The sequence below is a fragment of the Arthrobacter rhizophilus genome, assembly GCF_026241105.1.
Lineage (GTDB): Bacteria > Actinomycetota > Actinomycetes > Actinomycetales > Micrococcaceae > Arthrobacter.
The window spans coordinates 174,607-195,874 of the sequence record NZ_JAPFFT010000002.1 but is presented as its reverse complement, the minus strand read 5'-3'; the positions used below and the strand labels follow the sequence as shown (position 1 = coordinate 195,874).

General features: G+C 61.7%; 16 protein-coding genes and 2 pseudogenes. 13 read left to right on the top strand and 5 right to left on the bottom strand.

What is annotated here, in order from left to right; all coding sequences use genetic code 11:
• Positions 1-104: 104 nt before the first annotated feature.
• The gene (locus tag OOZ51_RS03365; protein ID WP_265977486.1) at positions 105-1,043 is read right to left on the bottom strand and encodes a hypothetical protein; all 939 of its coding nucleotides are present in this window, start codon (positions 1,041-1,043) and stop codon (positions 105-107) included.
• A gap of 645 nt (positions 1,044-1,688) precedes the next feature.
• On the opposite strand from OOZ51_RS03365, the pseudogene OOZ51_RS22475 reads away from it, so the two are divergent.
• Positions 1,689-1,850, top strand: a pseudogene (locus OOZ51_RS22475) (benzoate transporter); the annotation flags it as partial.
• 162 nt (positions 1,851-2,012) lie between these two features.
• Here OOZ51_RS22475 and OOZ51_RS03355 read toward each other — a convergent pair.
• Complete coding sequence (locus OOZ51_RS03355; RefSeq protein WP_265977484.1) at positions 2,013-3,386, bottom strand: NAD-dependent succinate-semialdehyde dehydrogenase; 1,374 nt, start codon at positions 3,384-3,386, stop codon at positions 2,013-2,015.
• Between the two features lie 307 nt (positions 3,387-3,693).
• On the opposite strand from OOZ51_RS03355, the gene OOZ51_RS03350 reads away from it, so the two are divergent.
• Positions 3,694-5,037, top strand: coding sequence for an MFS transporter (locus tag OOZ51_RS03350; protein WP_265977483.1), 1,344 nt, complete (start codon positions 3,694-3,696; stop codon positions 5,035-5,037).
• A gap of 117 nt (positions 5,038-5,154) precedes the next feature.
• On the opposite strand, the gene OOZ51_RS03345 is transcribed toward OOZ51_RS03350, so the two are convergent.
• Positions 5,155-5,391 (bottom strand): nuclear transport factor 2 family protein, encoded by a 237-nt coding sequence (locus OOZ51_RS03345; RefSeq protein WP_265977482.1) that lies wholly within the window; start codon positions 5,389-5,391, stop codon positions 5,155-5,157.
• A gap of 62 nt (positions 5,392-5,453) precedes the next feature.
• Here OOZ51_RS03345 and OOZ51_RS22595 point away from each other — a divergent pair, with 62 nt between their 5' ends.
• The gene (locus OOZ51_RS22595) at positions 5,454-5,882 is read left to right on the top strand and encodes a DUF8548 family protein (RefSeq protein WP_489667149.1); all 429 of its coding nucleotides are present in this window, start codon (positions 5,454-5,456) and stop codon (positions 5,880-5,882) included.
• Positions 5,883-6,205: 323 nt separating this feature from the next.
• On the top strand, positions 6,206-6,535 hold the full coding sequence (locus tag OOZ51_RS03340) for a DUF4234 domain-containing protein (protein ID WP_265977481.1): 330 nt from the start codon (positions 6,206-6,208) through the stop codon (positions 6,533-6,535).
• A gap of 947 nt (positions 6,536-7,482) precedes the next feature.
• Here the strand turns inward: OOZ51_RS03340 and OOZ51_RS03335 are convergent.
• Positions 7,483-8,487, bottom strand: coding sequence for a phospholipase D-like domain-containing protein (locus OOZ51_RS03335; protein ID WP_265977480.1), 1,005 nt, complete (start codon positions 8,485-8,487; stop codon positions 7,483-7,485).
• Positions 8,488-8,719: 232 nt separating this feature from the next.
• Positions 8,720-8,947: a hypothetical protein gene (locus tag OOZ51_RS03330; RefSeq protein ID WP_265977479.1), complete on the bottom strand. Its 228-nt coding sequence runs from the start codon at positions 8,945-8,947 to the stop codon at positions 8,720-8,722.
• A 101-nt stretch (positions 8,948-9,048) separates the two neighbouring features.
• Between OOZ51_RS03330 and OOZ51_RS03325 the strand changes: the two genes are divergently transcribed.
• The 9 genes and pseudogenes from OOZ51_RS03325 (at position 9,049) to OOZ51_RS03285 (ending at position 21,130) form a co-directional block, all read left to right on the top strand.
• Positions 9,049-10,239, top strand: a complete 1,191-nt coding sequence (locus OOZ51_RS03325; RefSeq protein ID WP_265977477.1) for a thiolase family protein — start codon at positions 9,049-9,051, stop codon at positions 10,237-10,239.
• Positions 10,236-11,942, top strand: a complete 1,707-nt coding sequence (locus OOZ51_RS03320) for a long-chain-fatty-acid--CoA ligase (RefSeq protein WP_265977476.1) — start codon at positions 10,236-10,238, stop codon at positions 11,940-11,942. The genes OOZ51_RS03325 and OOZ51_RS03320 overlap by 4 nt, the downstream gene beginning before the upstream one ends.
• A 68-nt stretch (positions 11,943-12,010) precedes the next feature.
• The gene (locus tag OOZ51_RS03315; RefSeq protein ID WP_265977475.1) at positions 12,011-12,769 is read left to right on the top strand and encodes an enoyl-CoA hydratase-related protein; all 759 of its coding nucleotides are present in this window, start codon (positions 12,011-12,013) and stop codon (positions 12,767-12,769) included.
• Positions 12,770-12,824: 55 nt separating this feature from the next.
• Entirely contained in the window at positions 12,825-13,997 is a 1,173-nt protein-coding gene (locus tag OOZ51_RS03310; protein ID WP_265977474.1) for an acyl-CoA dehydrogenase family protein, read from the top strand.
• Positions 13,998-14,153: 156 nt separating this feature from the next.
• Positions 14,154-15,503, top strand: coding sequence for an MFS transporter (locus OOZ51_RS03305; protein ID WP_265977473.1), 1,350 nt, complete (start codon positions 14,154-14,156; stop codon positions 15,501-15,503).
• Between the two features lie 265 nt (positions 15,504-15,768).
• Positions 15,769-16,413, top strand: coding sequence for a TetR/AcrR family transcriptional regulator (locus OOZ51_RS03300; RefSeq protein ID WP_265977471.1), 645 nt, complete (start codon positions 15,769-15,771; stop codon positions 16,411-16,413).
• 807 nt (positions 16,414-17,220) lie between these two features.
• Positions 17,221-17,541 (top strand): annotated as a pseudogene (locus tag OOZ51_RS03295) (aspartate 1-decarboxylase); the annotation flags it as partial.
• A gap of 347 nt (positions 17,542-17,888) precedes the next feature.
• Positions 17,889-19,949, top strand: a complete 2,061-nt coding sequence (locus OOZ51_RS03290; protein WP_265977470.1) for a 3-hydroxyacyl-CoA dehydrogenase NAD-binding domain-containing protein — start codon at positions 17,889-17,891, stop codon at positions 19,947-19,949.
• Positions 19,946-21,130 (top strand): acetyl-CoA C-acyltransferase, encoded by a 1,185-nt coding sequence (locus OOZ51_RS03285; protein ID WP_265977469.1) that lies wholly within the window; start codon positions 19,946-19,948, stop codon positions 21,128-21,130. The genes OOZ51_RS03290 and OOZ51_RS03285 overlap by 4 nt, the downstream gene beginning before the upstream one ends.
• Positions 21,131-21,268: the final 138 nt, after the last annotated feature.

Below are 21,268 nucleotides of genomic sequence, written 5' to 3'. Positions count from 1 at the left end.
TGGTGCCTGCGGTCCGCCGCCAGCTGCTCGTGCGGGAGAAGGACATCATTTCGCTCGCGGGGCACCCGGCCGACCATGACCAGGGCATTGGCATAATGGTCCTGCTAGGGCCAAAACCCTGGTTCGTCGATCCCACCGGCGCGCTGCATCCGCAGCACCGGGGCCAAAGCCCGGATCACGCCGGCGTAATCTGCCTTCGTCTCGGCCACCTGCGCTTGCGCAAGGCAATAGGGGAGAAGCATCACGGGGTAGCTGTCGGCCGCCGCGGCGCCCCGCTCCAGGTGGCGTTCCGCTGCTGCCCAGTTCCCTCGCAAGGCGTGTATCTGGGCTCCGCTCCAGTGCACGATCGGGCGAATAAGCTCGATCCACCCGGGCGAGCCAGGCCTGAGCCCAGAGGGAAATGCGCTGCGAGCCGTGCCCGAATTCCGTGGGGACTGCACCGGCCAGCATCGAGCGGGCTGCCTCCAACCGGTCCATGGCCTGGTACAGCCACCCCGGCCCATGTCGTTGCGCTGGTGCTGTGCATTGTATTCAGGGAGGTGGTCGGCGGCATGGTAGCTTCGCTCGGCTTCCTCGAAACGGCCCATCGCACCCAGGCCCAGGATGGCCTGCGATTCCACGGCTGGCAGGCTGCCCGGCTGAGCCAGTTCCAAGGCGCGTCCGGCCCAGAGAACGAGTTCGCGACCGTTGAACCGCCCGAGTGCGTGAAGCACCTGGCGTTGACAGACTCCCGCGGCCGTCACGGGATCACTGGAAGGGTCGACGGCGGACCACGCCTTAATCAGCAGGTCATCGGCCTGGGAGGGATTGCCCCTGAGAATTGCCAGGAATCCGCCGACGGCGTCCCGAAGGGGACTACTGGACAGCGAGCCGAGGGCTTCCGAGGCTGCGACCTCGTGCGGCAGCTGGCCTGCGCCGACCATGGCATCGACGGCCCTCAGGAGCATGGTTTCCCTCGCGGCCTGGGAGGGATTGAGCCCGGCCGCACGCAGGTAGCCGTCCGCTGCGTGGCCCCGGGCCCCCGCCAAGGCATAACCAACCATCGGCCGCCTGCTCCAGTTCGGCGACCAAATCGGCGTCGGGCAACAGAGTAGCCGCGCCGCGGTGGCGGAGCCGTTCGTCCGAAGTCGGGACCAGCCGTGAGGCGACGGCGTGAATGTGGATACGCCGCGTCAAGGCCAGTTGACGGTAGACGGCTGATCGGATCACCGGAGCGGGGAACGTCACTTGGTTGTTCTGGACTCCGCGGCTTCCACGTCCCGCACAGGGTCCGATATCTCCGCGACATCGCTGGCAAGTGCAAGCTGCGGATCGCTGCCCAGGACCGAGGCCGCCTCGACCAGGGCCGCTGCTTCGGGTGGAAGACGAAGGAGCCTTGAGGCAACTGACGCAAGCAGTCCTGTTGGTGTCGGAAGCAGTTCCGCGCCGCCGGACCTGACCGCGGACGGGAATTGCTTCATCAGGGACACGGTCAGGGACGGGTTGCCGGCAGTGTGCTCTACCAGGGCGCGGGCGGCCGGAAAGGCGAGCTCCTTTTCCAGATGCTCACGGGACCATTCCTGGACCTCGGCGGGGTAGAGCGGTGCCATTTCGATCCGCAGGGCTCCGGGAAGGACTCCAGACGCCGGTTCATTGCCGGAATCTCCTGAGGGGTCTTCTACCTTGTCTTCGGCACCTTTAGTTCTGCCGTGGTGGCGCTGTTTGCCGTTGTTCCGGCACCAACGCTGACGGCGTTGTCCGGCGTGGCACTTCTCGGTGCACTGCCGAGCGCGCTCCGAGACGTCGTTACCAGGTTCGAGGGCCACCCGGCGGTCCCCGAGGCTGCCCTGATCACGGTGGTAGTAACGGCTTACGGCATTGCCCCCTGGGGAACCGTCTCTCCTTTCTGGGGGTGCATCGCTGGGGCCGTCGCCAACCTTGCTGCGGGACGACCGTTGAAGGCCTGGGCGGACAAAGGCGCTGGCGGGAGCCGGACTCCCGCCAGCGCCTTTCCCCTCCCCGCAGCCGGGATGTTACTTGGCAGTGCGAATCAGTTTTCGGTTGATGAACTCGTCCATGCCGTACTTGCCGAGTTCACGGCCGACGCCGGAGCGCTTGATGCCGCCGAACGGGAGTTCGGCGGAGGTGCCGCCGGGTTCGTTGATGTACACCATGCCGGCCTCGAGCTGATCGGCCACGCGGGCAGCCTTTTCGGCGTCGTTGGTGTGAACGGAGGCTCCGAGGCCAAACGGCGAGTTGTTGGCAAGGGCCACGGCTTCCTGCTCGGAGGCGGCCCTAAAGACCATGGCCACCGGGCCGAAGAGTTCCTGGTGGAAGACGTCCATGTCCGGGGTGATGCCGGTCAGGACTGTCGGCTTGAAGTAGGCACGGTCCTCGGAGACCTTGCCGCCCCCTGTGCGCAGTACAGCGCCACCTGCGATCGCGGCGTCGACCTGTTTGGCGAGGTTGTCGGCAGCCGCCTGCGAGGACAGCGGCCCGAGGAACGTCTTGGGATCCGTAGGATCCCCGGGTTCGATGGCGGCCAGGGCGGCCGTGAACTTCTCCACGAATTCCTCGTAGACGTCCTCCATGACCACAAAACGCTTGGCAGCATTGCAGGCCTGGCCGCCGTTGACCATGCGGCCGAAGACGGCGCGCTGGACCGATTCGTCCACGTTACCGGTGTCCAGCAGCAGGAAAGGATCCGAACCGCCCAGCTCCAGTACAACCTTCTTGAGGTTGCGTCCGGCGATTTCCGCGACGGCGGATCCTGCTCGCTCGGAGCCGGTCAGGGAGACGCCTTGGACGCGTGGGTCGGCAATAATGTCCGCCACCTGATCGTTGGTCGCGAAGACGTTGACATACGCCCCCACTGGGGCCCCGGCATCCTTGAAGATCTGCTCCATGGCCAAGGCGGACTCGGGACACTGCGGTGCGTGCTTGAGAAGAATCGTATTCCCGTTCATCAGGTTGGGGCCGGCAAAGCGAGCCACCTGGTAATACGGGAAGTTCCACGGCATGATGCCCAGGAGCACGCCCAGCCCTTCCTTGCGGACAACTGCCCGGCCGCCGGCAGCCACCTCTAGTTCCTCGTCCTCAAGGAATTTCGGGCCATTCCGGGCGTAGTAACGGTAGATCGAGACGACGATATCCACTTCGATACCGGCCTGGAACGTGGGCTTGCCCATTTCGCGCGTGATGATCGCGGCAAGCTCCTCGCGGCGCTCCGTGTAGAGGTCGGCAACTCGGTTGAGCAGTCCAGTGCGGTCCTCAATGGCGGAGTACTTCCAACCGAGGAACGCGGAGTGAGCACTTGCAAGCGCCGACTCGATGCCAGCGTCGTTGGCTGTGGGGAAGGTGGCGACGGTTTCCGCGGTTGCGGGGTTTGTTACTGCATAGAGGCTCATTGTTCTCCTATGATTCGTGGTCTGTACTCCAGTGTCCAAGCTTTCCGACCATGCCGTCCAATACGTATTTTGCAAGAGATGCATGCTATAAGGGCATGGATTATGGTGGGCAAGCAGATTGGTAATTTCATGCCAATTTGTTATTGATTGGATGCAAATTTGGTCTTTGATGTTATGCACATCACGTCCCACAATTGCACTAAAGCGTTGGAAGACTACCTCTCCGCATTTTCCGCCGAGCCAAAGGCTCCCAGCCCCACCCATGAACCGGCTGCTACGCAGAGCGCGTTCGATTAGGAAGACCCACATGATTGCTTTAGCTGAATCCACACCAGAAACCAGATTGAGGAATGCGCGGCGCTCCGTGGTGGGCGCGTACATCGGCACGGCCTTGGAATGGTACGACTTCTTCCTCTTCGGCACCACCGCAGCGATTGTGTTCGGGGGACTGTTCTTCCCGTCCTCGAGCCAGTTTGCGTCGCAGATGGGCAGCTTTGCGGCTCTGGCTGTTGGCTTCATCGCGCGCCCCTTGGGGGCGATGATCTTCGGTCATTACGGCGACAAGTTCGGCCGCAAAGGTGCGTTGATCGTCACAGTGATCATCATGGGGTCCGCGACGACCCTGATCGGTGTCCTGCCGGACTTCAAGACCGCGGGCATCGTTGCTCCGGTCCTGTTGGTGGCACTCCGCTTCGTCCAGGGCATCGCCGCTGGCGGGGAATGGGGCGGGGCCACGGCCATGGCTGTGGAAAACGCCCCCAAAGAGAAGCGCGGCTTCTACGCCTCGATGGTTCAGCTCGGCTCCCCGTCGGGCACGCTGCTGAGCAGCGGCGCCATTGCTCTCGTGACCTTGCTGCCGAAAAGCGAGTTCCTGAGCTGGGGTTGGCGTTTGCCCTACCTGGTTTCCATTGTCCTGGTGGCCGTCGCGATCTGGATCCGCTGGTATCTCCCCGAGACCTACGAATTCAGGGCGCTTGAGGCCAACAGGCTGACCACCAAATCGCCGCTCAAGGAAACCTTCCTCAAGCACCCGGTCAAGTTGATGCTGGGAGTCGGTGCGTATCTGTACTCCACCGCCGGGTTCGGTATCATCTCCACCTTCATGATCAGCTATGTGACGCTGACGCTGCACTTGCCCGCTTCCGTGATTCTGAACGCCACGGTGGCAGGAGCCGTCGCGCAGGGAATTGTCCTTCTCCTAAGCGGCAAGCTCGCCGATCGCATCGGAGCCGCCAAGACAGTCGTAATCGGGTACCTGGTCACCTTGGTCCTGGCCTTCCCGACGTTCTGGCTCGTGGATACGAAGGACACGGGCCTGATCACGGTGGCCATGGTTCTCACCTTCGGCCTTGGCACGATCCCATACGCCCCGATCGGCGCCATGTTCCGTGACTACTTCCCGTCCAATATTCTGTACAGCACGATGGCGTTGTCTGCCAACATCGCCGGCATCGTCGCCGGGTTCACACCCCTGATCGCCACCGGAGTCCTGTCCCTGAGCAACAACTTGTCCTGGGGGCCAGCCACTTTGTTGCTGTCAATTTCACTGATCTCCGTTGTCTCGGCGATAGCGATCATGCGCAGTGTCAAGCGCAACGGTCCACAGGGCATCGACGATGGCGTTTCAGCCGCCGAAGCGCTTTTAAGCTGAGGACGCCGTACGGATCAGATCGAAGATGCCGACCGCGGAACAGGCTTACTGAGGCTGCTGGCCCAGAGCCCAGCAGCCGACTGGGAACTGACGCAGTCCTCGGGTCCCCTTAGTGTCCTACAGCACTATTGACCGACCGGTGCAACGCCAACGCTCGGCGACACGGTTCTGTGCGAAATCCTGCAGCTCCAACCTTCCAGACGGTGTCCTACCTGCGGCGGTGAAGGTCCCTGTCTTCGTGAAGAGCTCAGCGAACCCATCCGCTATCCCGTGGTCCAGCAGCCAATTGAATTCGCGGACCAGATCTTCTATCTGTTCGCGGTCAGCGCCGGGGATATCTTTTCCGAAAGCCATGATCGACCCCTAACAGTCTTGGTCCTTCGTTTGGCAGTGTTCACAAACTGGAGTGGAGACCAGTGGCACGGCATCACAGGAAGTCCGTATTCAGGGCGGTTTCGCCAGTTCTTCCAGGGCGTAGGGCGCAATCAACGGTTCGTCAGCTGACGCACAAGAGGCTGCCACTGCCAGGCGTGGGCCAGACAACCGGGCGGAAGCGGCGGGCCCCGCATTATCGACTCCATTTTTCCACCGGGTCGGACTACCAGAACGTCATCAATGTAATTAGTTCTTATGGGGTCGTGAGGCGAGAACAAGGAGCAGATCCCAATACCGATGGCGTCGAAGAGCTTCTTGGCTCTTTTCAGGACACTGGAGGAAGCGCGATCTACATGCCGGATACCGGCGGGCCAGCTGGTCAAGCGTGCTGCCCGGGCCCGAAGAGCCCAAGTGGGCTGACTCCTGAACGTATTGGCAGACCAAGGCCGCCAAGGCCCGGTGCTCCGTAAGGGCGGCGGTCCCTTTGTGCCTGCTGGACATGCAAGGCGCAATCACGGGGCCCCGGGCAGGCTCGCAGAATTGCGCCCTGGACGCAGTTCGTATGGCTGCGTTCCCGTGCAGGCGGACCTGACGCCCGCTTCGATTCGGGAACATTCCCGCCCCAAACGCCTTACGAAGCTTCTGGCGCGGCTGATAGTCATACTGGACGCTTGAGCTCGGCAACGAAGCAGGATCGAATCCGCAAGTGATTGTGGCCCGTTACTGTCAGTGGCTGCCCTGAGTCTTCCCGTCTCCGGCTTGTCCGGAATGGGATTCATCTACAGGAGGACCCATGAAATACCGCAGTATCGCAGCGACCTTGCTTTTGCCCCTAATCACGTTCGGCATCTACGCCCTTGTCTGGAGTGTTAAGACCAAGAACGAGATGAACAAGTCAGGCACGGCCATTCCGTCGGCTTGGCTGCTCATCGTACCGATCGCCAATGTCGTATGGCTTTGGAAGTATTCGGTCGGCGTCGAAACGTTCACCCGCAAGGGGCTGGGTCGGCACGCAGCCTTCTGGTTGATGCTCCTTCTGGGAGCTATCGGCTCGGCCATCGTGCAGAGGATCTTCAACAAAACCATCGAAGCCCTCCCGGTATCGGTGGCCGTCGCGGCATAGTCCACAACAAAACGCACCACCCGGTTGCGCCAGTCCCAAAAGAATCGCTGTCCCGAAATGGGGCGGCGGTTCTTTTTATGCCCCCGTACTGCTCCTCATCTGCCAACTTTACGACCCTGTTCACAGACGGTTAAGCGGTGTTGCTGCGCGGCCGGGCCCGTGACAGCAAAGGCTGTAGCCTTGACCACTTTGCGGCTAGGACAAAGTAATTTGGCCCCGTGTGTGTAGCGTCGCAGCAGTTCCAAACGAGAAGAACAGAGTGTGCGCAATGTGCACACCTTTGCCATCGGACTGGGCCGTACCGGGGCCGGACTGGGCCGTACTCGGGATGTTTTCGGGAGTTCCCAGTGTTTCCGGGCCCGGAAGCCCGGTTCGAGTCCCACCTCAGGCATGTGTCTTCCCGGTTCAGTACGCAGGGAAGATTCTGCCTAAGGAGCACCCATCTCCTTTCTTAACAGTGTCTGGCCTGACCGCGTGATCTCCGTCGCACCAAAGTTGCTAAAGGGGGTGGGTGCCATAATCACAGGAATTACGCGGGTTCTGGCCTATTTGTGGACGTCTTTGTGACACGGCAATGACCCATCTCATTAGTAACGTTGGTGCCTTCTTTTCCCGCCGTGGCGGGCGTGAGGGAATGAGTCCGGAGACGTCCTTGCCGCATGTGATTGGGGACCGTGCCAGGGTGTTTCTCGTCTAAGTCAGTCCGTCGACCGTGTAGGGGTTGGCTGGGGCTCATCAAGTTGTGACGGGCAATCGAACAGGTCGCACGAGACGCAGTCCAGGTCCTCGAGCCTGGCGAGATCCTTTCGCTGCGCGCGGGCCGCGACTAAGAGGGTGGGGGCGGATTGCGCTGATGGCACGCACTGCTCAACGCGAATGTGCCTCATCCTGAGACACGAAGGGTGCCCATGCCATACGGATCGGATGATCCGCCTTATGCGAGTGGATCAATCCGTCGGCAGTTGAGCGAGGACTCGGACACCTGCGACGAACTCCTCAGGGCTCAGCCGGAAACGGCTTCCACGGGGTAGTTTCTTTCCTCCACGGAGGTCTTCGTAAGTGAAATCGATGAGACTCGAAGGAACAAGGCGTGGCCTAGTGCGGTTGACCCAGGGCCATCGCTCCGGGTCCTCGCCCTCCCGGTAAGCAGCCCATTCGACGTAGTCCTCCGGCAGAAGCTCCGGATCTGTTGTCACTTCGACTACGACGTAGCAGTCCTTGGTCCCTGTCGCGCAGATGAAGACGAGATCGCCGGTCTTGATAGAGGGTTCTCCGATCCATTTGTCTCCCCGCTTTGAACCGGGGTTCGCAAATCTCCACTCTTGCCGCCAATGGTCTAAGACCGGAGCACCGTCCTCAACCTTCACCCAGAGAGATCGTTCCGGTTCCCGGGCATCGGCAAGGAGCCGTTCGACGTCAAGAAGCGCTGAGTCTTCGTCCTGGTCCCTCACCCCCGGAGCGGGCTTCGGTAGCCTGTTGGCTTGCACGGCCAAGATGTCCAGGCCGCTCTTCGATACTGACCGGGAAGGCCAGGCGAGAATCATCCTCCGTGCCTCGTCAATTTGATCCGGATCCAGCTCGACACCAAGCTCACGGTTCGCATTCACCGAGCTGCCCAGTCCTGCTCCGGTGAGGTTGGCGGATCCGAGCATCCCTCGACTGCCAACGAGGAAACATTTGGCGTGAAGCCGGTCAACGTGGCGAACCTCGACTCCCGTGTCGAGCAAGAGCGCCATTCCCGGGACCGAGAGGAACGCGCTCGCCACGGCGAGCGGATCCAGCGTTGTGTAGAGGGTCCATGAGCGGGATGATCCGATCGCCGCGTCGGCGATGCTCCTGCATACGACATAGGAGAGGTAAGGGCTCGTGAGGACGACGTCGCCGTCGGGATCCGAAAGGGCTGAGTGCAGCCACTCCGAGGCAGTGTCGAGTACTCGGGGTTGAGAGGTCATGCAACCAGCCTAATTTGGTCGTCCGACATGTCTTGGAACCGAAACAATGGAAGAGCGCCTCATCCGGGAGGATGGGGCGCTCTTCATACATTGCAGTGTTGGTCGATCCGTGACGAACCGGACCTACTTCAACGTATACGTAACCTTGCCGATCTTGTCCATGCCGACATTCTCCGACGGGACGAGGTCCACCGGAGTAGTCACATCATCAAGCTCATAGGCGATCGCGTTTTCAACGGTTCCGCGGGACCGATCCGCTTGGCCGAGCCATCGGCCGGCGCCGGCGAAGGAGGGTCCGCGATCTCCGCTCCCAGTCGTCCAACAATTCCGTCGGTGCGAGGCGGCGGGCGGAATATGCCAGGACTAGGTGCTGCAGGTCCTCGACCACCACCGGCGCGCCGATCATTGCGGCCGCCGTCTCCACCACTTGCTGTGTCCCCGCGCTCTCGTGGCTCAACACGGTGAAAGCCTCGTGGACGTCCCGCGCGCGCTCCACTCTTGACGCGGACCAGGACAGGAGTTATAAAAGTGACATCAGTTTCATTTTTCAAAGGAGAGTAAATGTCTGATCCTCAGCTCGTGTGGATCGTAGATGGCATCCGATCGCCGTTCGGTCGCTTCGGCGGCGGGCTGCGTGAGGTTTCCGTGGTCGACCTCGCCCGTCAAACCCTGCAGGCAGTCGTCCAACGCACGGCTTGGCCCGTGCAGGACGTGTCAGAGCTCAACGCGGGCATGGCCATGATCGAGGGTGGCCTGATGGTTCCCGCCCGGCAATACGCCATGGCCGCCGGTTTCCCGGAAACGCTGCCTTCCCTGACTGTGGACCGTGCTTGTTGCTCGGGCATGACGACTGTAGGGCTGGGGTGGCGGGCCATTCAAAGTGGCGCCCGATCCACGATTGCCTTGGGGATCGAGTCGATGAGCCAGACGCCGCGTCTTTTGCATGAGACCCGTTGGGGATCCAAACGGGGGGACCTCACCGTTGAAGATTTGCTGATGCTTCGGAATCCACTTGCCGGCGGCGGCTCCATCGCCCGCTCAGCGGGCGAGGAAGCAGTGAATCGCGGGGTCGGGCGTGAAGAGCAGGATGCCTGGGCATTGCAGAGCCACGAACGGTACTTCAAGGCCTTGGCTGATGGGTACTTCGACGACGAGATCACACCAGTCAGCACCCCAGGCGGCGACCTTAGATTGGATGAGCAACCCCGCTCCGACAGCAGTCTGGAAAAACTCGCCCGGCTTGAACCGGTCTACGGCGGGCCCACGGTCACAGCCGGGAACGCTCCAGGCCTGAATGATGGGGCCGTCGCCTTGATCCTGTCCGGGTCCGCGGCGCTGGCGGACAACGGGGCAACCCCGCTCGCCAAAGTTCACTCGCACCTGCAGATCGCGGGAACACCGACGTCCTCTGTGTACCTGCCGGGTTTGGCCATTGCCCGCATCCTGCAGAATGCAGGCCTGACCCCGCGGGATCTGGACGTCATCGAAATCAATGAGGCATTTGCCGCTACGGCCGTCGTCAGCATCAAGACCTTGGCAGATGGTGACGCCGGTTTGGAGGAGCAGCTGGCCGCTCGCACCAACATGAACGGCGGAGCCGTAGCCATCGGCCACGCCACCGGGGCCAGCGGAGCGCGACTCGTGCTCACAGCGGCCCGGCAACTCAAGAGAATCGGCGGCCGATGGGCTGTAGCAGCCATCTGCGGCGGTTTCGGACAGACAGATGCCATCCTCATCGAGGCGGCACAGTGACTCTCTTGAACACCGTTATCCAAAGCCCGAGCAAGGGCAGCCGCAGCCAGCCCGAACCGGAAGTACGCCCGATGAAACCCACCATGCAGGACTACCCCCTTACGCTCGATCAGCTTTTCCGCAGGGCGGAGCGTCAGTTCGGGCAAAAGCAGATCATCTCGGCTTCGCCCGATGGAGTTTCTGTCACCACCTATGCGTACTGGGCCCAGCGGACCAGGCGCCTGATCGGAGGCCTCCGGGGCTTGCACCTGCGTCAGGGCGCAAGGGTTGGCACCTTCGCGTGGAACAGCAGCCGGCATTTGGAGATCAGCTTCGCGGGACCCCTCTCGGGCCTCGTATTCCACCCGCTGAACGTGCGGCTTCCCGCGGAACAGCTGACGTACGTGATCAATGACGCCGCAGACGACGTAATCTTTGTCGATCGCTCCCTGCTGCCCCGGCTCGCCCCCCACCTGCACATGCTCACCACGGTGCGGCAGATCGTCGTCATGAACGACGAACCAAGTGCTCCGAATGTTGATCCTGACTTACCCGTGGAGCTGGTTGTTACCGACTATGAAGAGCTCCTTGCAGCAGCCGGGAACACCGAAATCCAGGCCGACGACGAGAACGCAGCAGCTTCTGTCTGTTACACAAGCGGGACAACGGGAAACCCCAAAGGCGTCGTCTATTCCCACCGCTCGCTGTGGCTTCATGCGATGGCGCTGCTGCAGGCGGACGCCACCGCGATCAGTGAGAACGACACCATCCTTCCGTTGGTTCCGTTCTTTCACGCCAATGCCTGGGACCTGGGATATGCCGCTGTCGCCGCTGGAGCCAACCTCGTTTTGCCGGGCTCTGACAATTCCGGCGCAGCGATCGCCGGGCTGATCTCTGACCATCGGGTGACCCTGGCGACGGCAGTACCCGCGGTCTGGTCGCGGGTACTGCCTGAACTGCGCACACGGGACGCGTCGAGCCTGCGGATGCTTTGCTCCGGCGGAAGCGCCGTGCCGGAACGGTTGACGTACCTCTGCCGCGAATTAACCGGAAAACCGATGATGCAGGTCTGGGGCATGACTGAAACCGGGGCCTTCGCCTCAATGGCCAGGACGCGCCCCCACATCGATGCAGCTGACCCGGAAGCGCAGAAACAGGTCACATCATCACAAGGCATTCCCATTGCGGGCGTCGACTTCCGGATCGTTCGTGAAGACACTCTGGAGGAGCTGCCCTGGGACGGTGTGGCGAGCGGTGAACTGCAGTGCCGGGGACCGTGGGTTACGGCCCGGTACCACGGAGAACCAGGAGGGACGACTGTTTCGACCTCCGACCATTGGTTCCGCACTGGGGACGCAGCCAGCATCGACCCCGACGGATACATCCGACTGCGAGACCGGTTGAAGGATCTCATCAAGTCGGGCGGCGAGTGGATCCCGACAGTGGAGCTGGAAGGGGTTCTCCAGTCCCATCCTGCCGTCGACAGCGTCGCCGTCATCGGGGTCCCATCCCTTCGCTGGGACGAGCGTCCCATCGCCGTCGTCGCCCTGAGCAAGGACGGCAGCGTCAGTCCCGGCGAGCTAATGGACTGGCTCCGTCCCCGAGTCGCGAAGCTATGGCTTCCCGATGAGATCCGTCTCGTTCCGGAATTGCCCGTGACATCCGTGGGCAAGATCGACAAGAAAGAACTCCGAAACTGCTTCGGCCAAGAGACCAGGCCCTAAACGCCCACCACAACAACCTGGGCGGCGCCGCGCGGTGCCATGTTCAGACAAGGAAGGTTCAATCCCCAATGGTTCAATTCGAGCAGCGGGACCACGTTGCCATTTTGGTCCTCGACCGACCCGAGGTCCGCAACGCCATCGACAATGCTGAGGCCGAGGCCATCGAACAACTGATCGATATCGTTGAGAAGGACGATTCGATCTGGGCCACGGTCATCACAGCCTCCGGAAGCGTCTTTTGCTCCGGTGCCAACATCAAGTCAATAGCTAATGGCGGCGGCCCGGCGAAAACCGAACGCGGCGGGTTCGCTGGAATCGTGAGCCGGGAGCGGACCAAGCCCCTCATCGCAGCAGTCAACGGTCCGGCACTTGCCGGAGGGTTCGAGATTGTCCTCGCCTGCGACCTGGTCGTTGCATCATCGGATTCCTCCTTCGGGCTCTCCGAGGTCAAGCGGTCGATGGTGGCGGCAGCCGGAGGACTTTTTCACCTGCCGAGATCAATTCCGAAGAATGTCGCGATGGAAATGGCGATCACCGGTGACCCCATCGATGCTGAGCGCGCCTATCAGCTGGGACTGGTCAGCGAGGTAGTCAGCCCGGACCGGCTGATGGCCGCAGCCCTGGCCCTTGCGGACCGGGTCTGTTCCAACGCCCCGCTCGCAGTCCGCGAGAGTCGGCGGCTCCTGCTCGCCGGACTCGACATGGAAGTGGAACAGGCCAAGGCAACCGCCGAGGCCAGCATGACCAGGATCCGACAGACGAGTGACTTTACTGAAGGCACCCGCGCGTTCCTGGAGAAACGGGTTCCACAATGGCGGGCCTCCTGATGACTACGCGGAGCGCGAACCTCCGAACACTTCCTGATCTGAATGGATTGCTGTCATGACTACACCACAATCGCCGTTTGAGCTGTTCGGCATCGACTCATTGATCACGGCTGAGGACCGCGCAGTCCGTGACTCCGTTCGAGACTTTACCGACAACCGCATCCGGCCTCACATCAACAATTGGTTCGAAACCGGAGCGACCCCGGTACGGGAGCTCACCCAGGAACTGGGCAAGCTGGGTCTCTTGGGCATGCACCTTGACGGATACGGCTGCGCCGGCGTGAGTGCGACCGCATATGGTCTGGCTTGTCTGGAGCTGGAGGCGGGAGATTCCGGTATCCGAACCCTCGTTTCTGTACAGGGATCGCTGGCGATGTACGCGATCTGGAAATGGGGCTCCGAGGAACAGAAGCAGGAGTGGTTGCCCCGCATGGCAAAGGGCGACGCGATCGGCTGCTTCGGACTGACAGAACCGGACTTCGGTTCGGACCCCGCCGGAATGCAAACGTTCGCGCGGCGTGACGGCAACGATTGGGTTCTGAATGGCACCAAGAAGTGGATCAGCAACGGTTCCATCGCTGATGTTTCCGTGATCTGGGCTCAAACCGATGACAAGATCCGCGGTTTCGTGGTTCCCGCCCATACGCCCGGCTTCTCAGCGCAGGACATCCCGGGCAAACTATCCCTGCGGGCATCGACCACCAGCGAGCTCGTCCTCGACGGAGTCAGGCTCCCTTCGACAGCGGTCCTGCCTGATGCCCGTGGGCTGTCCGGCCCCCTGGCGTGCCTGAACGAGGCACGATTCGGAATCATCTTCGGAGCACTTGGAGCCGCCCGCGATTGCCTGGACAGCGCAATCGAATACTCGCGCCACCGGCTGATCTTCGACAAGCCCCTCGCCGGATACCAAACAACCCAGCTCAAGCTCGCCAATATGACCGTCGAGCTTGGCAAGGCCATGCTGCTGGCGCTGCACCTCGGCCGGCTGAAGGATGCAGGTATCCTGCGGCCCGAACAAGTCAGCATCGGAAAACTGAACAGCATCCGGGAAGCATTGGCTATCACCCGGGAATGCCGAACCATCCTTGGAGCCAACGGTGTCACCTTGGACTATCCCATGATGAGACACGCAAACAACCTCGAATCGGTGCTGACCTACGAGGGAACCTCGGAAGTGCACCAGCTGATCATCGGCCAGGCCCTGACCGGGGAAGCCGCCTTCCGCTAAGCCAACCCGCTTGGCCTACGGAACCCGCTGAGCCGCGAAACAGGGTAGCCCTCTCGTGGAGAGCACCCAACTCTGCGCACCGAAAGCGGCCTGTCTTCAGGCCGCAGGTGCCACCCAAACCCAACAATGCAATCTTCATAGAATTGGTGAAATGACATGATGAACACTTCGCAGCATCCGGCAATGACGCCGGAAGCTCCCGACCGCAATCGCCGCCTCGTCGCAGTCGGCCTCGGCAACTTCATAGAATGGTACGACTTCGCTATCTATGGGTTCTTTGCCGTGGTGATCGGCACGAACTTCTTCCCGAGCTCAAGTCCCTCCACTTCGCTTCTCGCGACGCTCGCGGTGTACGGAGTCGCTTTCCTGCTCCGGCCCCTAGGCGGCCTTGTGATCGGTGCAATCGGAGACCGCCGGGGACGCCGGTTCGCTTTGGTACTCTCAGTCACCCTGATGGGCACGGCTACGGCACTGATCGCCTTCCTTCCCAGCTTCGCGCAGATCGGGGTAGCCGCGCCGATCATCCTGGTGCTGCTAAGAGGCCTGCAAGGATTCTCCGCCGGTGGCGAATACACTGGCTCCACAGCATTCCTGGTGGAGAACGCGGCTCCGAACAGGCGAGGGATCACAGCCAGCGTCATCCCTCTCACCGGAGGACTCGCCGTTGCCGCTGGTGCGGCAACGGCACTGCTTATCGCGACCCTGCCAGCAGCCGAGGTCATCAGCTGGGGCTGGCGCCTGCCGTTCTTGTCTGCCCTCCCTCTGACACTCCTTGGCCTGTATCTCCGTTTGAAGTTGGAGGACACGGAGGTCTTCAAGGAACTGAAGGCGCAGGGAGCTGTGACCGCGGCACCAATCCGACAGGTCGGCAGCACCAACCGGAAGAGCCTTGCGATAGCGTTCGGCCTCTCTGCCATCACGGTGCTCGGTTTCTACTATCTTGCTGCGTACGTGCCCAACTACCTCATCGCGACCGTGGCTATGCGCCCTGCCGTTGCCTTGGGAGTTGTCGCTGTTGGTGCCCTTATTTACGCGGTTCTTTGCCCAGTCATGGGCCACCTCTCCGACAGGGTCGGACGCCGCCGCATTTCACTCCTCGGCGGCGCTGGTCTTGCCATCTTCTCGGTGCCCGCTTTCCTTCTCATGCTGACAGGAAACCCCGTCGTGGTCCTGATTGGCATAGTCCTGTTCGGCATCTTCCAGGCAATGCATATCTCAACCACCACGGTCATGTTTATCGAACTCTTCCCAGCTGAAACACGGTCGACCGGTAGTGCGATCGGCTACAATCTGGCCGCTGCCATCATCGCCGGACCTGGCCCGTTGATCGCGGCGGCCCTCGCCACCCAAGGAGCCGGCTTGCCTGCGGTGTATATGGCGGTTGTTGCTGCGGTGTGCAGCGCGCTCCTGTGGAAATTCCTTCCCGAGACACGCTGGATCGACATCCGACCAGGTCTTGGCGACGAGGATGCCGAGCTCAGCATGCACCTCCCCGAGATCAAATAGATATCCGTCCTGGGGCCACGTGGAAGGGGAGCAGAGAATGGATAGGCACTCGCTATGCAGTTGTGTGGACTACCCATTCCGTCCTCATCCAGGTGGTGGGATCGAGTGGCAGGCGGGGGAGTGGACGTGGTGTCCAATCCAAGAAATGGAACAATGTCCAATATGAACGTTTCGCCCCGGAGGGACTGTCTTCTAGAGCCGCCGGGTGTCGGCTGGTACGCTAGTTATTGATAATGACGTCAGTTTCACGATTGGAATTTTCATCATGGCAGCGCCCGTGATTGCACAGCGCAAGACAAGCGTACGGTCCGCGCCCTCCAAGAAGGGCCAACAGACGCGGGCACGGATCCTCGATGCCGGCCGACAGGTACTCTCTGACCGAGGATACTTCGGGGCCACAGTCGGCGAAATCGCCGAGCGAAGCGGTCTTGCACTGGGCAGTATCTACCGCTACTTCGACAACAAAGATGACCTGTTCCTGGAGCTGCTGGAGGAGCTGGTGGAAACGCTCTTCACATCAGTAGACGGAAGCTGGGTCAAAGGCAGGGAACAAGAATCGCTCAGAGAGTCCTCGAGGCGATACCTCTCGACCTACTTTTCCAACCGCCACCTCATCGCCGGCTTACTGGAAATGTCGGCGGCGGTCCCGGAATGCGCTGAGAGGTGGTGGCTCCTCAGGCAGAAGACTTTCACCCGGAAGGCAGAGTACGTGCGACGGGCCTCCGGAAAAGATCCGCTGAAGCCTGAGTACGCCGCGGTGGCCCTGGCCACAATGGTGGAGCAACTGGCCTTCCACTGGTTCGTCGAGTCGGAAAGGCACGGTGGGCAGGCTCCTGACCTGGAAGAAGCCGCCGATACCGTGAGCATCATTTGGTACCGTGCCCTCTACGCATCCGGACAGGAAAGCTGACGCTTCGCCGCAGCGCGCTCCCACGGGCTGCGCGTCGGTAATCCGGACGGGGAAGACCACACGATCAGCTCCCCGACAACCCGCGAACTGACGAACACGCCGGTGCCCTCCGGCCCGCCGCAGGAACGTGTTCAGGCCGGCACCCACATCGGACAGTGGCCCCGGTATCCCAGCCACGGTTGACGGGCTTCCGGCTACGAAATACTCAGGTGAGGGCGGGCTCTCATGGGTCACGAAACCCGAAGAGGGGTTTTTCGATCCCGCCGGGCCTGGCTCGGTCGGGACGCTTCGGCCCTTTCACGGCATCTGGCTGGGAGGGTGCTCGGCAGAGAAAGGAAAGATCCAGTGGTAAGTATTCCGGCCAGCTGTTGGGAACTGATTCGCCCCGCCCGTCCAGGCATAAGAGGGTTGCAATGAAAGAGAGACTAACCAGGACTGAAGCTCGGAGTTTCTGCCGGATCCTACCGGGGGAGTTAGTCCTCGCTCGTGATTCACTTGGCCTCCAGTACCAGGGCTTCGTGGAAACAGCAGTGCCTGAACTCGGGGTCATGTGGATCCGCACTGACGCTGGCGAACGCAAGCTCCTTGACATACAGGAATACGCAATTCGGCCGATGCATGAGCTTGGATCCACATGATCCCGTCTTGGCCACCTGTCCGGCCGAGTACCAACTCTGAACCGGTCGAGAGTCACCGAGGTCATCGGGCCCCTCGGGGATCATCCACCAAGCCACATGCCTGAAACTGGGCCCCGCCCTTGCCTGAGTAGAGACCGGCGGGAATTCAACGCCTGGGACCGTCTTCAAATCCGAGATTCGACACGCCAGCTTCACTCATTCCGACCTGCACTACGGCGGATCAGTCACTGCCGATCTGAATCTGCTGGACGCCGCCGACATCCTGCCGGCGAATTTGCCGCCATTGGTGGCGTCACAAGCGGGGCCGCCTGGGAGGCATGCACAATCGCAGGGAACGAGGGGAGGTGCCTGTGTCGTCGGTACCAGTGTGCGCGGCTGCCCCTCTTCGGCAAGTGGCCTGCTTATCATGACGACCTGCGCCGGCATGAACGCCGCGCAAGGCCCGCACTTCCGGCCGGCCGCGGTCCAGCTCGACGACGGAACAACATGATCACCCCTGCGAGCCTGACCCTCACGCCGGGCACAAGGTACTTCGCCCTGGCCGTCCGCCTTGCCTTGGGATCGCCAGGCAGTGAACCGCACCCGTGCACTTGGCGTGACGGATGTTGGCTCCGCGCTGCACAACGAGGATCGGGGCTGCTGACGCCGGGTTGGCGTCGGCGAGAGGCTAGCACTCAGGAGACATCCCCGGACGCTGCATGCGGATAGTTCGGCATGCGCAGTTGATTCCCGTGGCCGGTTCCCGGGCTCTCCTCCGCCGGGCCTTCGCAGTAGCTCTTGACGTACCCGCCCAGTCAGATTATAAAAGTGATTTCAGTTTCATTTAATAGGAGCGCAGTGATTCCAGAATCCGTAACTCACGTCCTTACCTCCTACGTTGCTCGCGGGAGCTTCCGATTCGCCCTTCTGACCCTGGTCAACGACATTGGCAAGCCGGTCACTCTCGGCCCAAAGTCGATCTCAAATCTAGCCGAGGCCCTCCGCACTCTTGATCTGGCCACGATAGACGCGGTGGCCCTGACCGGCTCCGGGAAGACCTTTTGCGCCGGAGCCGACCTGAGGAAAATGAGCGAGGCATCCAATCAAGAACAGGCGGAGCACGTCGCCCGCCAGGGCCTGAAATGTCTTTCGGAGCTGGCAGCCCTCCCCGTCCCCACGTTTGCCTTCTTGAACGGCGTTGCCCTCGGTGGCGGGCTTGAGCTCGCCCTGCACGCCGACCATCGGACGGTCGCTTCACGGGACACGGTCCTCGGTTTTCCCGAGGTACGCCTCGGGCTGATTCCCGGTTGGGGAGGAATCCGGCGCGCCGCCGACCTTCTTGGCGCCGGGCCGTCCGCGAAACTGATGATCCTCGACTCGCTGGCCGGAAAGAACCTGAGCGCGGATGCCGCCCTGAAGCTAGGCCTCGTGGATGCTGTGCTTCCAGCACCGGACTTCCTGCGTTCTTCCTTGGATTTCGCGGTTTCTGTACTGTCAGGCGTCGTTTCACCTGTTCGTGCACCTGGCAAGACGAGCGAATGGAAGGAACTGATCACAGTCCAGGAGCAGCTCGATCGCAAGGTCCATGGCGCCGCGCCCGCCGCATACCGCGCACTCGAACTTCTTCTGGCAGAGTTCCGGGCGTTGCCGGGACCGGTGCTCGAATCCGAAGATGCAACCATTCGCGTCTTCGGGGAACTCCTGCTTTCAGATCAGGCGAGGGCGGGCATGTATGCCCAACATCTGACACAATCCCTTGCCAGAAGGCCGGTGGGTCAACCGGACGCCCAGGCCCAAAGCATCGGTCAGGTTGGCGTCGTCGGTGCCGGATTGATGGCGAGCCAGCTGGCGCTGCTGTTTGCCCGGAGGCTCAAGGTGCCAGTGCTCCTTACGGATCTTTCGAATGAACGCCTCACGAGCGCAATGGGCTGGATTGATGGTCAATTGGCTAAAGAGGTCCAAAGCGGCCGCCTGGATCGCGACACAGCCTCGGGCGTCCGCGACCTGATCAAAGCCACCACAGACAAGGCCGACTTCGCCGCGTGCGATGTGGTGATCGAGGCCGTCTTTGAGGATCTAGGCGTAAAACGTGAGGTCTTCGCCCAGCTCGAATCCATCCTCCGGCCAAACGCCCTTATCCTGACGAACACCTCGGCTTTATCTGTTGAAGAGTTGGGCACACACATGGTGAACCCGGCACGTCTGGCAGGCCTCCATTTCTTTAACCCGGTAGCGGCGCTGCCCCTGGTCGAGATTATCTCCACCCCCCAAACTGACGGGATCTCACTGGCCACTGCTTTTGACATCACCAAGAGACTGGGCAAGACAGCTGTGTTTGTCGGTGATTCGCCCGGATTCGTGGTTAACCGCATCCTGGCCAGGCTATTCTGCGAAGTTCTTTCATTGATCGACCGCGGCCTGGACCCGAGGACCGTTGACCACGCTTTGGACCCCCTCGGGCTGCCGATGACACCCCTGACGCTTCTTCAGTTCATCGGCCCGACTGTCCAACTGCGAATCTGCAGACGTATGCACGAGGCTTACCCTGACCGGTTTGCCTCGACGCTGAGCCTGGAAGCGATTGTCGATGCCGGGCTGCCAGGATACTTGGACCCCAGGGGCTTTGTTTCCGCTGCTGCGGAAAATATCCTGCCGGCCCCGCTTCCTGCCGACCCCGCTGCGGTCCGCAGCCGGATACTAGCCGGGCTGGCGGATGAAGTCGCGATCATGCTCCGTGAAGGGGTGGTGCCAGGACCTGAACAAATCGACCTATGCATGATCCTCGGAGCCAACTATCCCTTCCACACTGGCGGTCTCACACCGTTGTTGGACCGTACCACCGGCAGTTCATATCACCCAGACCTGCGCGGGACCGCCGGAACCGCCGAACAGTCCGCTTCAAAGGTAGGAACCCATTGAACATTCTGAATGACGTCGTAATCATCGGTGCAGCCCGGACTCCCCAGGGCAGACTGATGGGACAGCTGTCCGCACTCTCTGCGGTCCAGCTCGGAGCGGCAGCGATTGGTGGCGCCCTCGCACAGGCCAAGATTGCTCCACATGCCGTTCAGGCCGTAATCATGGGTCAGGCACTGCAGGCACGGGCAGGACAGAACCCCGCACGGCAGGCCGCCAGGGCCGCCGGAATCCCGCTCGACGCCCATTCGGTCACCATTAACAAGGTCTGCTTGTCCGGCTTGAGCGCTATCATCGACGGTCGCCGCATGCTGCGCCTCGGGGAAGCGGAAGTTGTCGTCGCTGGTGGCCAGGAGTCAATGAGTAAGGCGCCGCATGTGCTTCCCGGCTCCCGGTCCGGCCACCTCTACGGAAATGCCGGTCTGATCGATTCCGCAGCCCATGACGGGCTCACCGATGCCTTCAGTCAAGAGGCCATGGGCCAAGCGACCGACAAGGAGAACGAGGCCTACCGAATTGGCCGCGACGAACAGGACAGGTTTGCAGCTGCCTCTCACCAGCGCGCCAGCCGCGCCCAAGCATCCGGGCTTTTTGGGGCGGAAATTGTTCCGGTCGAGGTCCCCCGTCGACGGGAAAAGGAACTGATCACGAGGGATGAGGGAGTCCGCGCCGACAGTTCCACTGACACTTTGGGCAAGCTGAAACCGGCGTTTTCGCCCGATGGGAGTGTAACCGCAGGCAACGCATCCCCTCTGAACGATGGCGCAGCAGCCGTCGTCCTCACAACCCGCGAATATGCTCTGGCTAACGGCTACGAGATCCTGGCCAGCGTTGCCGGCGCCGGCCAAATTGCCGGCCCGGACACATGGCTGTCAGACAAACCTGGCCGGGCTATTCAGGCGGCACTCAAGTCGGCAGGCTGGACAGCCTCCGGCGTTGATTTCATTGAAATCAACGAAGCATTTTCCTCAGTTGTCCTCCATTCAGCCTCACTGCTGGGAGTGGATCTGGAACGGGTTAATATCAATGGTGGCGCCGTTGCCCTGGGCCATCCACTCGGAGCATCCGGAGCCCGCGTCGTGGTCACCGCTGTGCACGAACTACTCCGGCGCGGCACAGGAAGGGCCGCGGTGGGGCTATGCGGCGGAGGTGGGCAGGGCGACGCTCTGCTCCTTTCACGGTGATTCCGTCATCCGCAAGGCACCGCCTCGGTGCGGCCCACCCCTGGCGGAGTCAAAAGAGCTTGTATCTCTGGAGTACCCCCTGCGGAGGAAGCGTCGGCTACTGCTCCCGCGCATGTGAGTAATCCGGTGTCTTGCCCA

Bases quoted from the DNA above. Each gene is read 5' to 3' on its own strand.
- OOZ51_RS03345 (WP_265977482.1), bottom strand. From the start codon at position 5,391: ATGGCTTTCGGAAAAGATATCCCCGGCGCTGACCGCGAACAGATAGAA.
- OOZ51_RS03300 (WP_265977471.1), top strand. From the start codon at position 15,769: ATGGCAGCGCCCGTGATTGCACAGCGCAAGACAAGCGTACGGTCCGCG.
- OOZ51_RS03350 (WP_265977483.1), top strand. From the start codon at position 3,694: ATGATTGCTTTAGCTGAATCCACACCAGAAACCAGATTGAGGAATGCG.
- OOZ51_RS03325 (WP_265977477.1), top strand. From the start codon at position 9,049: ATGTCTGATCCTCAGCTCGTGTGGATCGTAGATGGCATCCGATCGCCG.
- OOZ51_RS03335 (WP_265977480.1), bottom strand. From the start codon at position 8,487: ATGACCTCTCAACCCCGAGTACTCGACACTGCCTCGGAGTGGCTGCAC.
- OOZ51_RS03310 (WP_265977474.1), top strand. From the start codon at position 12,825: ATGACTACACCACAATCGCCGTTTGAGCTGTTCGGCATCGACTCATTG.
- OOZ51_RS03305 (WP_265977473.1), top strand. From the start codon at position 14,154: ATGATGAACACTTCGCAGCATCCGGCAATGACGCCGGAAGCTCCCGAC.
- OOZ51_RS03340 (WP_265977481.1), top strand. From the start codon at position 6,206: ATGAAATACCGCAGTATCGCAGCGACCTTGCTTTTGCCCCTAATCACG.
- OOZ51_RS03315 (WP_265977475.1), top strand. From the start codon at position 12,011: ATGGTTCAATTCGAGCAGCGGGACCACGTTGCCATTTTGGTCCTCGAC.
- OOZ51_RS03355 (WP_265977484.1), bottom strand. From the start codon at position 3,386: ATGAGCCTCTATGCAGTAACAAACCCCGCAACCGCGGAAACCGTCGCC.
- OOZ51_RS03365 (WP_265977486.1), bottom strand. From the start codon at position 1,043: ATGGTTGGTTATGCCTTGGCGGGGGCCCGGGGCCACGCAGCGGACGGC.